The organism is Dysosmobacter sp. (assembly GCF_034093755.1).
In the GTDB taxonomy this organism is placed as follows: Bacteria; Bacillota; Clostridia; order Oscillospirales; family Oscillospiraceae; genus Oscillibacter.
Window position 1 is genome coordinate 1 of record NZ_JAXEBZ010000069.1, and the last position, 15,641, is coordinate 15,641.

The 15,641-nt window shown below is 60.8% G+C and carries 2 protein-coding genes; both read left to right on the forward strand.

The annotated features are described in order from the left end of the window. The first annotated feature begins 383 nt into the window (after positions 1-383). Positions 384-2,705, forward strand: a complete 2,322-nt coding sequence (locus tag SOX55_RS08995; protein ID WP_325287108.1) for a LuxR C-terminal-related transcriptional regulator — start codon at positions 384-386, stop codon at positions 2,703-2,705. 420 nt (positions 2,706-3,125) lie between these two features. Then, positions 3,126-15,455 carry an S-layer homology domain-containing protein gene (locus tag SOX55_RS09000; protein WP_325287109.1) on the forward strand — a complete coding sequence of 4,110 codons (12,330 nt, stop codon included), beginning with the start codon at positions 3,126-3,128 and terminating at the stop codon, positions 15,453-15,455. The last annotated feature ends 186 nt before the right edge of the window (positions 15,456-15,641 follow it).

Consider the following 15,641-nt stretch of genomic DNA (forward strand, 5'->3'; position numbering starts at 1 on the left):
CATGTCCTGTGTTATACTCTTGCTCATGAAGGATATGGCCCCCTTTCGTTAAGTTGTGGTGTGGTAACTCAACTTTAACCGATAAGGCCCTATCCTTCATCCTTTTTATTTACTTGTCCAACATGTATTGTAATCCTACAACTGCTTTCCTGCGTATGGTTTTCGATCTCTTGCAATTCAAGGCATTTCCCGGTATAATAATGACAAGTATGTAATGAGCGAGGTGACTCGCAATGCCTGTTAAGCTGAATACAACGTATATCTCCAGCACGCTGGCTTTTAAGCTGTCCAAAATTTCCGAATATCCGGTCACTTCCATCGTGGCCCCCATTGGATACGGAAAAACCAGAGCCATCAGCTGGTGGGTAGATGATTGCCAAAAGATGAGATCGGATGCGCTGATCCTGCGGCAGACCATCGTCACGGACTCCCTGGCGGATTTCTGGCGGGGCTTTTGCCGGAACCTCCGGGAATGGCCGGAACTGGAAAAGGATATGTCTGCGCTTGGATTCCCCGCAGACCCCCAGGCGCGGCAGTTGATGATGGAACTGCTGACCGATGCGCTGGCCGGGAAATCCCACGATATTTTTTACATCATTGATGACCTGCACTTTCTGCCGAATCCCGCATTTACATCCCTGATCCTGTTTTTGAGCGACCACCTGCCGGAGCGGACCCATATCATTCTGCTCTCCCGCAACGTGATCTTTGACCGGGCGGCACAGATGAAACTGGGCCCCCGCCTGTGGGAATTGAATATGGACGATCTGCGGCTGGGTGAAACGGACATCCGGGAATATGCGCGCCGGAGCGGCCAGCTGCTGAACATCCGGGATGTGAATATGCTGGCCAACAGTACCGAGGGCTGGTTCTCCATGGTCTATCTGAAGCTGCGGGCCTATGCGCAGACCGGAAAATGGCCGGAAAACACCACCAATATCTATCCGCTGATCGACGAGGTGCTGTTTCGTCCCCTGACGGCCCGCCAACGGGAATTTCTGGTGCGGCTGGGTGTGCCGGATGATTTCACGATGGAAGAAGCAGAGTTCCTGTGGCCGGAGGATGACACCGCAGCGCTGCTGAGCCAGCTGACAGAACAGAATGCCTTTATCACCTGTACCGACGGTGTGTATCGCTATCACAATATGCTGCGCTCCTGCGCCCGGAAGAAGTTCTTACTGCTGCCGGAAACGGAGCAGAACGCCACCCTGATCCGCCTGGGACAGTGGTATGAGAAGCTGGGGGAGTGCTGCTTTGCCGCGGAGAGCTATGAAAAGGCCGGCAGCTGGGACGACCTCCTGCGGACGGTGGGACAGGACCGGGGCCTGAGCTTCGGCCCCGAGCGGCTGCCGCTGATGCGCCGCTGGATGGCAAATTGCCCGGAGGAGTGTCAGCTGCGCCATCCGCAGGCGCTGCTGGTATTCATGCTGCTGCTGTTTTACGGCCGGGACATCCCGGAAATGCAGCGGTATCACGCGCTGTTTCAGCGCAGCATGGCGCTTTGCACCCACCTTTCCCAGCAGGAGCGGGATCAGCTGGAGGGAGAGGCCCTGCTGCGCCTGTCCTTCCTGTGCTTCAACGACATCTCTGCCATGAGCGCCTATCACCGGCAGATCCGCGCCCTGATCCCCGCAGACCGCAACCCATGGACCCAGGGCTCACCTTCTGTTCTGATACTCTATCACAGCAAGAGCGGCAGCCTTGACCGGGAGAACGCCGAAATGCGGGAATGTATGCCCATTTACAGCCGCGTTGCCTGCGGGCATGGCAGCGGTGCGGCCACCATCATGCAGGCCGAAACGGAATTTATGCGGGGGAACCTGACCGACGCCGACATTCTCTGCCGCCAGGCGGAGGAACAGGTGCTGGAGGCGGGGGAATACAGCATTTATACCGCAGCTGCCTTTCTCTCCGCCCGGCTGGCGCTGTATGACCAGCCGCCCCGGAACGGCTTTTCCCTCCTGGACCGCGCGGCGGACACCCTGCGCCGCGCCCATCAGTACCGTTTGCTCACCACCGTGGAGCTGGGCCGGGGATGGCTCAGCGCCCTGCTGGGGCAGACAGAGCAGCTTCCCACGTGGCTGACGGCGGAAGGCGCCAGCATGACACAGGTGTTCCCGCTGATCGAGCCGGTCTTTCAGGTGATCGTGGGCCGCGTGCTGCTGGCGCAGAGCCAGTGGGCGCAGGTTGCGGCCCGGACGCTCCGGCTGCTCCGGGCCAGCGCCGATGCCCGGTTCGCCCTGTGCGGCATCTATGCCCATTTGCAAAACGCCGTGGCGCTGATGCATCTCGGAAAGGAAGCGGACGCGCGGCAGGCCCTGCGGGAGGCATGGTCCCTGGCGCAGCCGGACGGCATCCTGCTGCCCTTCGCCGAGAGCGATCCCTGCCTGGACCGGCTGCTGAACGAGCTGGCAAAGGGGGAAGCCCGGGAGCGTCTGCATACGCTCTCTGCCCGGTTCCGCGCCGGACGGGAGGCCATCCGGCGGGAAGGGGACCTTTTGGAGCAGTGCGGTCTGACGGAGCGGGAGCTGGAGATCGCCTGCCTGGCGGCTCAGCGCAAGAGCAGCCGGGAGATCGCCGGGATCCTGAACGTTTCCGTGAAGTCCGTCAACAACCGTCTGAACGCCGTCTACGAGAAGCTGGGGCTGGGCGGCGATGGACGGAACAAACGCCAGGCGCTGGCTGATCTTATAAATCGCTTGTAATATCATCCAATTAAAATGGCAAATTGGGGTAATCATTACCCTACCGAATTAAAAAACGCCACTGTATACTAAGTGATACAGCGGCGTTTTTTTTACGGAAAGGAGGGTGACGACCGATGACGGGGCCTCCCATCAAGTCAGTGGCGGCACACAGGGGCTATATTCTGCGGGTGGAATGGCGTAACGGCAGCGCCACGCTGCTGAATATGCGTCCCAGATTGCAAAGCCCACGCTTTGGCGCGCTGCGGGATGAAGCAGTCTGGAAGTCTGTGGCCACGGATGGACAGACCATCCGCTGGATCGATGACATGGGCTTTTCCTACGAGATGTCGGAGTATGAGGTCAATCAATTCGCCAGCGGACTTTGAAGAAAAAGAACGAAACTGACAGCAAATGTGTGAACCGAAGGAGGAAGTTCTTGTGAACGGAAAACGGTTTCAAAAAGCGATCAGCTTACTGCTGAGCATCTGCCTGACCATCGGCTTGCTGCCGACGCAGGCATATGCTTATCTGGTTGACCGCGATGACGACCTGTCCATCCAGACGGCAGATGGACAGACCATCACCCCAGACGCGGACTGGGAAACGCTATACCCCTATGGCGCGTTTGCCTTCGACAATGCCAACGTTGAGTTGACCGAAGGCGGCAAAGAGGGCATCATCAAGATCTATCGTCTGGGCGGTACCACCGGCCGGGCGAGTGTGATGCTCAAATACGCGCCGGTCATTTATGCCAATGAAGACATGTCCCCCAATTACATTCATGCAATCAGCAGCGATGATATTTTGATCAACGTGGAGAAGGACCAGCCCATCGCGGCCAGCCAGCCGGTGGGCAAGGCGCCCGATCCGGTCGTGCCGGACGAGCCGGTCCGCATCGTTGTCAGCGAGCCTGATGCCAACGGCGACGTTACGCTGACGCTTACCGGCTGCGACGCGGTATACTGGCAGTGGTATGTCCTGGACGGCGGCGAATGGCACTACATTGAGGGCGCGACGGAGCAGACCCTGACGGTGGCGGCGGCGGACCTGGCGAACTGGAACTTCCGCTGCGTCTATATGGAGGGCGGCAGAGCGTATACCTCGGAACCTCTGTATGAAGTGGTGGAAGAGGAGCCTGAAGTGACCCCCGATCCGGAGCCGGAAGTGACTCCCGATCCGGAGCCGGAAGTGACCCCCGATCCGGAGCCTGAAGTGACCCCCGATCCGGAGCCGGAAGTGACTCCCGATCCGGAGCCTGAAGTGACCCCCGATCCGGAGCCCGAAGTGACCCCCCCTCCGGAGCCCGAAGTGACCCCCGATCCGGAGCCCGAAGTGACCCCCAACCCGGAGCCCGAAGTGACTCCCGATCCGGAGCCCGAAGTGACTCCCGATCCGGAGCCTGAAGTGACTCCCGACCCGGAGCCTGAAGTGACTCCCGACCCGGAGCCTGAAGTGACTCCTGAGCCGGAATCCGAAACCATTACGGAGACGATGTCTCTGGTCCACAACACCGCGGCCACGGATGAGATCCTCTGGGAAGAGCCTTCCTACCTGCCTCTGGCCATGGAGTCGACGGACCCCTACAGCGGCTATGTCTTCGTCATGACCTTCGCCGAGGGCGAGTGGGTGAAGGAGCTGCACGTCTCCATCGAGGACGATGATGATGCGGAAGCGGACGAGTTTGCCACCCTGCAGATGCTGGACCACGAGGGCGGCGAGATCCTGGACGCTGCCAGCACCCTGACCATCCACGCCATCGACGACGAGGAGCCTGAGCCCTCCGAGATCGGCTTTGTTGTGACGGAAGTGACCGCGGACAAGTCCGACGGCAAGGCGGAGATCACCGTGCGCCGGACCGGCGGCACCCAGAACGTGCTGAGCGTGGACTACGCCACCGCCGACGGCACCGCCAAGGCGGGCAGGGATTATATCGCGGCGGAGGGAACGCTGGCGTTTTATGCCGGCGTTCAGGAGATGACGATCTCCGTGGAGCTGATCAACGACAAGATCGCCACGGAGGACTTGGTGGACTTCACGGTGTCGCTGTCCAATCTCAAGGGCGACAGCAGCGGCATCTGCACGCTGACGGAAACCAAGGCCACCGTCTCCCTGTATAACTCCAACACCGCGGTGGAGAACAACCTGGCCACGGTGCTCTATGATGATACCGCCATCGACGTCAGCGGCGGGGTCCGGGAGACCGGTTCCATCGCCGCGCCCGGCGCCGGCGAGGCCATCACCGGCCAGCAGCAGGAAAAGGAGACCGGTACGGTCACCATCGAACGGAGCGGAAAGGCCCGTACCTATGACTATCCCAACCGGCTGTTCTTTTCGGGCGGTAACTGGACGCGGTACTATTATATCAACAACCTGCACAAGGACATGAAGGGATATAACCACGGTCCTTTCGACATGTACGTCAACGACTACATGAACGAGATGTTCAAATACATCGACGGCACCATCTATTTCAAGGGCGGCCGGCAGGATGACGCGGGCAAGGACACTTGCTCCAACCCCTATTCGCGGATCGTAGACAGCGAGGGCAACGTGCTGGTATACTGCGGTTCCGATGCCAAATTTTCGGGCGGCAGCTCCATTTGGGGCGGCGGAACATACACCTATAAAACCGAGAATTATCTGAAGTACACATTCGTGATGGACGGCGCCGGCGGCGACGCACGGAAGCTGCAGTTCGGCGAATACACCATCAACGGCAGCAACATGCAGAACACCGTCAGCTATGTGGAGACCCAGAACCGCGGCCTGGAGCTTGAGCGGCGCACCTTTGACGGCAACTTCTACCTGCGGATCTACACCGCCAACGATTCCGACTCCGCCAACGGCGCTGTGGTGCTCAGCGAGGCGGCCGGAGCCTATGAGGACATCAAGCCCCAGATCACGATCGTGGAGGGCGGTACCTATGGCAGCAGCCCCTATGTGGGCAGCACCATCAAGGTGGAGATCGCCAACTCGGCCTCCTACTTCCCGGCGGCTACGGACAGCAGCCTCTCCTACGCGCTGTTTCTGCAGAACATCAAAACCGGCGAGATCATGCCGGTCAATGTCACCTCGCAGACCTCCGGCGACGATGTGACGGCCTACTACATGCAGCTTGCCTGGAACGGCATGACGCTGGATGACTTCAAATCGGACTACACGATCTGCCTGGTCATGACCAGAAAGCAGACCGTCTCCGTGGATGTCGCTCCCTCTGTGCCCCGGCAGCTGGATGAGGACGGCAACGTCATGGCGAATATCGATGAGAGCAGGATCGGGGACGTGGTGTCGGCCTTCCAGCGCGACGCGACTATCACCTATGGCTACACGCCCATCAACGACTCTCAGGAGGACCGCTTCGGAGAGATTCAGACAGGGAACCTGACCCTGACCCCGGAGTCCGACACCTCCACGGTGCTGAACTCCCTGAGACTGGAAAACCTCCAGTGGATCAACTTCGGCCTGCCTGCGGAGGACAAGATCCTGCTCAACGGCGTGTCCTATAACGGCAACGCCACCATCTGGCTGCGGCAGGCGGACCTGGCGTCCTCGAAACTGACCTTCCGGTACTACCAGAGCGACTATGCCAAGGTGGACAGCGTGATGACCACCAGCATTGACCGGACGGCGCTGTATCTGGACGCCAACCTCAACGGACGCATTGACGGCTACTACAACACGGTCACCGGCAGCTTCGTTCTGACGGACGCGGACGGCGGCCAGACCGGCACCATGGACGAGCTGGTCATGTTCCTGGAGCCGGGCGTGGACTATGACGAGAGCATCTTTGCCCCCCAGCCGTATTTCAACGGCACGGAGGTGGCGGGCTATGCCCAGCACTTCCTGAAATCCTACTACACCATGACGCCCCGGAACCTCCAGACGCCGGAAGGCGGCGAGGGGAAGCAGGTCCAGGTGCTGCCCAGCTTCATCACCGACGTCACATCCTCCAGCATGCTGGGACGGATGACGGAGGAGCAGAAGTCCTACCGCTATATCCTGGGCGGTGACAGCCACTCCTACGAAGTGAATGACGCGGCCGGTTTTGTCCCCGGGACGGATGACTATACCTGTACGGCTGACAGCCATATCATGTACGGCGCGGCGGCCAGCGCCACCCAGTACGTCGATATTCCTCTGGGCGGCGATTTCCACCCGCTTCGCATTGATGACGCGACGGGAACCGTCACATGGGAGCCGGCATTCAGCGGAAACCTGCTCTATCCCTATGAGTATCCCTCTCCCGTGAAGATCGAGCACAGCCTGGCGGGCAGCAATATCCCGCTTGCCGACACTGTGGCCGATCCCACCAGTGAGCGGGGCTGGCACTATGCCGATGAGGAAGCGGGTCCGGCGCAGATCAACGGCTATCTGGGCTCCTATGTGTTCAACGACACCTACGCTCTCAGCGTGCAGGAGCAGACCATGACCTCCCCGCAGATCGCGGCGGATCCCTCTGCCGCGCCCGCCCCCCAGCCGGAGAGCACCAACCGCTATGACGGCGGCCTGTATGAGAACGCGGACTACCTGAAGGTGGTCAGCGGCACGACCCCGCCCGAAACCTCGGTGGACACCAGAAACGCGAAGGGAAAAAGTAGAGCCGACAGCGGCGGCGGCATGTTTGACCTGGATGTGGGCACCGAGCTGCCCTCCTTTGAGATCGGCGTCACCGACTACGCTACCGTGACGGTGGACGGCTATGAGGTGGGCTTCTCCATCGGCATCCCCCTGGGCGGCTATAACTCCAACGGTGACGCGGGTACCGGCGGTACCGGCGCGCAGAACAACGGCCAGGGCCAGCAGCAGGGCGGCAGTGGCGGCAGCGGCGGCAGCGGCGGAAGCGGCGGCGGTCAGCAGGGCGGCGGCCAGCAGGGCGGCGGCCAGGGCGGCGGCCAGGGCGGCGGCTCGGAGAGCAAATGGTTCGGTCCTCCCGGTGCCAACAAGGCCAGAGGCGAGGACATGGCCAAGCTGTGGAACTTCTGTACCGGCCAGGGCAGTGCCGCGGATGTGGACGACTCCTGGGCGAATGCCACCAAGGACCAGGACGCGAAGTTCACTTCCTCCGGCTTTGAGGTGGAATTCGCGGTGGCGCTGGCCTTCATCTTCAAATATGACCCGGTGAGCAACAACTATCACTTCTCCCATTTCACCGTGGCCCTGTCGGCCGGACTCAAGTATACCATCCAGTATCGGTTCGCCGTATTCCCCCTCCTGTACATCTTCTTCTCGGTGGGCGCTGAAATTTCCCTCACCACCGGCCTTACCGTGGACCGGGAAGTCCATGAGGTGTCGGATACGGTTACTTTGGCGTCCGTTCAGGACAGCAAGGCCTATACCTACGGCGAAACAATGGCAAAAGACCAGGAAGTAACCTTTGACACAAATATCAAGGCGTTCAACATCACCTTCAATGGTACATTGTATCTGGATTACGGAGATGAGGAACGCAAGGGCATCATCGAATCCGACGGTTCGGAGCCGGTACTCATTGTGCTGAAGAAACAGGACGGCGCAAAGATCGACCCCACCACGGTTCACCTCACCGCCATGGATAACGAGACCTCCGTGGCCCGTGTGGCCAAGGTGGACTATTCCAACAACAACACCCATTATGACGGCCTCGAACTCTCTCCGGAATTCATGTTGGAGGCCGGAGCCGGCCTGGGCATCATCGGTTTCAAGGTTGAAATTTTCCTGAAGTTCAACGTGGCCGCGACGTTCCTGTTCGCCATCTACGAGAAGGAGTTTACAGACGGTATCTACAGCGGCTATCACTACAAGGCCGCACAGGTCGACTCCTTTGAAATGAGCATCGGCCTCGCCCTCCGGGTGGTCGTGGCCATCTTCTCCCATGAGATGGACCTGATCCGCTACTACATCGGCTACGAGTACGGCGAGGGCTGGCACATGGGCTGGGGCGCCCTCAACGACAATTTCGGCGGCACGATCAAGTCGCGGGACGGCGATGAGGATGACGGACCCGTCAGGATCAGCCTGCTGGGCAGCACCTACGATACCCAGCAGATCTACAACGACAACGAAGATCTCAGCCGTGCCTTCCAGCCCACCGACAAAGACGCGCCCTTCGAGATCTCCGGCTACGGCTCCTCCGGCGACGCGTTCAAGCTGGTGGACGGCCTCATCACCGGTTATGACTACCGTGTGGTGTCCGTGGGCGACCAGAACTACCTGGTCTACACCCTCAGCCGCCCCGATCCCAGGAGCGAGTTGGACCACATGATGCTGGTGCTCTCCAGGATCAAGGTCACCATGAACGAGGCCTACGAGAGCTACGGCCTGGTGAACCCGGTGAACGAGGAGAGCAAGGTGCCTTACATCATTCTGGACACCACCGCCGCCGGCAGCGACGATGGCACCGGCGATCTGGGCTTCTCCGTCTGGACGGAGGGCGACACCATCCATGCCGCGTGGGTCAGCTATGACGGCGACGACTATGGCAACTACAGCGGCGCCGCCGCTCCCGCCAAGCCCGCCACCCCCTGCCCCAGCGACATGAATGAGCACAACTACAAGACGGTGTGGGCCACGAAGATGGAACCCACTCCCGTGAAGAAGCCGGTGAAGCCCACCGCCCCCACCGAAGTGGCGGAGGCCGGCAAGCCCGGGGGCGACAGACCGGTTGAAAGCGACTACTATGTCTCTGCCTCTGAGGCAGCCAGCTATCCGAACTACCGGCAGGACAATGAGAATCCGGCGTTCTATTACAACCCCCGGTACAGCAGCTATGCGGACGCCAAGACGGCCTATGAGACGGCGAACGGACCCTGGGCAGCCTATGACGCGTATGTGGCGTATCAGAAAGCTGTTGAGAAGTACGAGGCCGATCTGGCCGAGTACAATAACGTTCTCCTGCCGGCCTATGAGGAGTATGTGGAGGCCAAGGCCGAATATGACAACTACAAGGCCTGGTACAACTACTTCTCCGGCACCGCGGAAGCGGAGAGCGACATTCGGACCATGGGCTTCAACGCCGCGAAGAACAACACCGCGATCAAGACGGCGTCCTTCGATACGGACGGCGGCACCCGGTTCACGGCGGCTGCCAAGGCCTCCGTCACCGGCGCCAGCGTCAGCATGCCCGCCGGAACCGGCGACGCGGTGTTCTACGCCAGAGCCAGCCACTACACCGACGAGGAGATCGAGGCAAAGTCGGCGGCGTACATCGACCACCTGAACAGCGTGTACAACGCTACCGGCGACGCCCAGAGCGCCATGACGGAATACGGCTACCAGCTCGCGCTGACCCAGTGGCAGATCAACGGCAAGTACAGCGAGCTCCACGCCAGAATTGACGGTCAGGATGTGGGCGTGAAGCTGGCCAATGAGGATGAAAGCCTCAGCATGGTCCTGGAGAACATCAGCGTGCTGCAGAAGTCCGATGACTGCTACTATGTGGCCTACAGCACCGGACAGGATGTGCAGGATTCCGCCGCAGGCGACTATGTCCACATTCACAGACTGTACCTGCGGGCGCTGACCAGGAACAGCGAGGGTGAATGGGTCTGGCAGGATGCCCGTCTGCTGCGTACCGTGATGGACTACGACACGGACGACGACCTGGACGGAGTCTATGTGGGCGGCACCATCAAGACCGGCTATGAAAACCCCTACTTCGCCAACTTCAAGTTCCTCAACGGCAAGATCGGCGACAAGCTGACGGGTGAACCCGTGAGCCTTCGCACGAGAGACACCGTGGAGGCCGAGGATTTCCTGCTCTTTGAGATGAACGGCGCCACCTACATCATCGACTCCGACTCTCTGGATTCCCTGGTTTCGGAGGATCCCAGCGGCCTCATTTATCCCTTCTTCAAGGTGGAGCAGACCAGCGAAAAGGCCTCCGCGGCCACCGGGCGCACCAGCGTCACCATCGGCGCTGACGGCGCGGGCAACATCGCGGCGGTCTATGTGGCGCCCGTTCAGGGCTCCCAGAACAACGCCGTGTACCTCTGCCGCTTCGATCCCAATACCGGCGAGTGGAGCGCGGGCACCATGCTGGCCATGCGCGGAATGCAGATCTACGAGGACGGCATTTCCAACAACTGGTCGGCGGAGGAGAAGGAGCAGGCCTATCTGGGCGAGCTGGAAGGCTACAGCAATGACTATGCCTCCATGGATCAGTTCACCTTCTCCAACCTGCAGGTGGCCATTGGCCTGAGCCGCAGTGAGGAGGATGGCGACCTGGTGACGAAGGACACCCTGCTGGTGCTGGCGGAGGGCAGCATGCTCCCGCTGGAGCGGGTGAACATCAGTGCCACCGAGTCCGTTCTGACTCCTGCCAGAGACCAGGACGCCAGCGTGGGCGTCTACGCCCTCAGCTACGGCGTCGGCGGTCAGGGCATCGGAAATGACCGGCTGACCTTCCCCTTCTACCAGTTCACCGCTGGCAAGGAGCTTGCTCCCACGCTGTCCTTCATCAATACCGGCGACGTCACCATCCGCGGCAGCGAGAAAAACCCCATCGTTGTCAAGCTGATGGTTCGGGCCGCCGGAGACAGCGATTACGAGCTGGCTACCTGGCACGTCTCCCAGAATATCCGTGCCGGCGAATCCGTGAAGCTCAGCGGCCTGTTCGAGCTTCCCTGCGACCTGAAGGCAGGCAGTGTGTTCTACATCACTGTCGAGGAGGACAAGGCCTATATTGAAAGCACCGGCGGCACCGCCTTCTCGGCGACCACCCTGGGCACCAACGCGGATGGCAATCCCACCGGTACCCTGGTGGTGGAAAGCAAGCCGGAGCTGGGCTTTGAGTCCATGAACATTACCCGCAAGGGCGTGGACGAGAACGGCAACACCATCCTGGAAGTGGAGTTCCAGGCGGGCAACCGCGGCAGCGAAACTGCCGAGGACGTCTATGTCCAGTTCCAGTATGAGGACGGCGTGGACAGCGACAACAATCCCACCTATGCCGCCCTGGACATTACCAGCGCCAACCTGACGGTTTCCAAGCAGGAGCCTCTGAAGCTCCGGATCGCCAGCAGCCCCGAGGAGCTGAAAAACGGTATTTTCCACCTGTATAACGCGGAGGACGGCGGAAATATCGATTCCGGCTATGGCCGTACCGTGACCGGTACGCTGCTGGTCCCGTCTGAGTGTTACCAGAGCGCCGAGACCGGCGGCCTGAAGCTGCGGCTGGAGCTGTTCAGCAGCAGCGACACGCTGACGACTTACTACAGGGGTGCGCGGACGGTGGAGCACGACGAGTATGATTCCCTGAACAATGTCCAGACCGCCAGCTTTGAGCATACCACCTATATCACCGCGCCCGACAAGCTGACCCTGGCCATGGGCAACACCCTACGTCTGCCGGTGACGGCGGTTTCCACCATGGGCCATACGCCGACCCTGACGGCAACCGAGGTCCCCAGCACCACCGGTGAACCCAACCACCTGGGCATCCTCTACTACAACTCCGCTGACAGCACGGTCGTCATGGTGCCTTCCTCCCGCGGCTCCGGCGTCATTCACCTGTACGACGCCGAAACCAACACCACGAAGGCCGTCACCTACACGGTCAACAGTGAGGATGTGGGCATCAACATCTTCAAGGACAACAACTTCTTTACCTTTACCAACAAGAACGGCACAGTGTTTGATGAGAACGCAGGCCCTGACGGACAGACCTGGTCCTTCAGCACCAACGCCGTCCAGACCTGGGGCGCTGACGACAGCCAGCCCGCCCGGGGTGACCTGTCTTACGCGGACGAGGGCTCCAAGCTCTCCTTCCGGACTGTGGCGTCCGATATTACCCTGTTCTTCAAGGGGAAGATCCAGGTGGAGAGCACCTTCCCCGGCTTCACGGCCCAGACCCTGACCTCCGAGGGCGGCAGTGTGGGCACCCTCATCTCCTTCGGCGACAACGTGACCAATTATTCCCACACGGTCACCATCACCGTCCTGGAGGATGACGCCCAGTTCGACAAGGTCATCGAATCCTACGCCAGCGGCGAGGCGCCCACTCCCTCCGACGACGCCAACGCGCCTCAGATCTACTGGAGCCGCAGCTTCCCCGACACTGCCTCCGTCAAGACCGGCGGCACCGTACCCGTTACCTGCTATGTGCTGGATGATACCGGACTGAGCAGCCTGACGGTCAATGGCACGGTTCCCGCGGGCCTTACCAAGAACTCCGACGGCTTCTGGCAGTTTGACCTGACCCTCAGCGAGAATCAGACGCTGGTGGTGAAGGCGGCGGATCAGTCTGGCAACAGCACCGCCCGCAGCGTGACCGTGGACTGGTTTGCGAGCACGATCTCCAGCGGTGCCAACGCCGGCGCTCCCACTGTGGAGACCGCCTGGAAGATCAGCACTGACGACGGCGCAACCTATTCTGACCTGGCGGACGGCCAGTATGTCAGGAACAAGCAGCTGGCGGGCCTGCTCGTAACCGGCACGTCCGGCGCGGGCAAGGTCTCCGCGGCCGCGAAGTTCCACAACGCCATGACCGATTTCGACGGCGTTTCCGGCTGGGAGGTCAAGGACCTCGATCAGGTGTCCGAAAACATTTTCGGTGTGCAGCAGAACGGCATCTACCAGGCCATCGTCACTGCCCCGGACGGCTCCTGGGCGGCCAGGTTCGTCCAGATGAGCAAGATGGACTCCGCGATCCCCACCATTACGGTGAGCAGCGATGACCAGAATCCCCTGACGCTGAACTGGCTCGTTTCCAAGGGCGCAACCAGCGCCTCGCCTCTGACGGGCGTGACCATCAACGGGCAGCCTCAGACGATCCTGCCGGATCAGACCATGCTGGCAGGCTCCTTCCAGGCAGCCTTCAGCGGCGACTATGTGGTGGAAGCCACGGACGGCGCCGGCAACGTGGCCACAAGAGTATTCCCGATCCAGGCCGAAGATGCCCCGATCCTGGTCAATAGCAGCGCCATTGTTCTGCTGGAACCCTGGAACCAGGCGCTGGACAACGGCACCCTGAAGCTGAACTACACCAGGATCACCGGCGGCAGCTATGACGCGGACCGCTCCGAGCCGGCTGAGGGCACTTACTTCGGCAGATATGAATTTGCCCTGGTGCCCAAGGCGGAGATCCCCGCTGACGGAACGCTGCCTGACGGGCTCTGGCACGCGGACGATGCGGAGATCACCGGAATTGTCCCCGGCGAGTATGTCCTTTATGTCTGTGACAGCGCGGCACCCGAAACGATCACCAGCCAGCCACTTGTCATCGAAGCCGCCAACATCACCTATACCACCGACACGCAGAGCACCACCTTCGGCAGAGACAACGGAATCATTTTCGTGACGGCTTCCGGCGGCAAGGCCGGCGTCCACCTGTACCAGTTTGCGGCGGTTCCCAAGGCGAAGGACCAGAAGGAACTGGCGGATGTTTCCACCCTGACTGGCTGGCAGACCGCGGGCATGCCTCTGACCGCCATGAACGAGGCGACCATCAGTGACCTGGCCTCCGGCGAATACCAGCTGGGCGTCCGGCTGATGGCGGGCGTCACGGCATCGGAGGTCCAGAACCTCGGCGCCCTCTATGACGCGATGGCAGAGAAACAGCAGCTGCTCACGGAAGCTGCTGCGGCACAGTCCAAGAGCGCAATTCTCAGTGCGGTGAAGAATTCCGAGACGGAAGCCGCCAGCGCCCTGCAGGCCTGGCAGGCATCCGGCTCCGCGGAAACTGAGGCGCGCTACATGAGCATCATCGGCGGGAATGCCGCGGTGCTGAGAGCCCTGAATGAATGGCAGGCTGCGGCTGCCGGAGCGGATCAGGTCAGGACGAAAGCTGCCTATGATACCGCCCTGCAGGCGTACTTCACGGATCTGCACACGCAGGCTGCCGCGGACGCGTACACGGCGGCGGAAGCGGCGCTGGCACAGGCCACATCCGAATACGAAGCGGAGCGCGACCGCCTGAGCAAGCTGACCGAGCAGGCATACCAGGCGGATCCCACCCTGTGGGAGAACGCGGCCACCGGATTTGTGCGCGTCGGCGCAATTACCACCAGTTCCGGGGCCAATTCTGCCACGGCCCCGGCACAGCCCGAGCACGGCACGATCACCGTCAGCCCCTCCAAGGCATCCGAGGGCGAAATGGTCACAGTGACGGTCAGGCCGGATGACGGCTATACGGTGGAGACCGTGACCGTCACCGATGAGGACGGCAACAAGATCCCGGTGACGGATCTGGGCGGCGGCAAGTTCAGGTTCAAGATGCCCGATTCCGCTGTCGAGATCAACGCCATCATCGTCCCCCTGGCGGCCAGTCCCTTCGTGGATGTTCCCGCCAATGCCTACTATGCGGACGCGGTGAGCTGGGCGGTTGCCAACGGCATTACCAGCGGTACGACCGCAACGACCTTCAGCCCCAACGCAAGCTGCACCCGCGCCCAGGCGGTCACCTTCCTGTGGCGTGCTGCCGGCTCTCCCGAGCCTGCAACGACCCGCAATCCCTTTACGGATGTAAAGAGCAGTGCGTATTATTACAAGGCTGTTCTGTGGGCTGTGGAGCAGGGGATCACGGTGGGAACCACCGGCACCACCTTCTCTCCCAATGCCATCTGCAACCGCGCCCAGATCGTAACCTTCCTGTGGCGTGATTCCGGTTCCGAGGCAGTCCAGACTGCTGTCCCGTTTGAGGATGTGAAGCGTGGAATGTACTACTACAATGCTGTGACATGGGCCGTTAAGAACGGCATCACCAGCGGCACTACCGCCACCACCTTCTCTCCCAGCAATGACTGCACCCGGGCCCAGATCGTGACCTTCCTGTATCGCTGCCTGGGCGAATAATCCGAAGCTACCCCAACTGTAAAACGGAGGGCGACAGGCGCTTGCCTGCCGCCCTCCGTTCATGCACGATCAAAGGAAAAAGCGGTCTTGCAAAGGAGCTGATATGCATGGTGCAAAGTACAAGCAGGCCCTTAATTTGACCCTTATTCTGACCCTTACCACGGTAAAACCGGCCTACACGCTCTA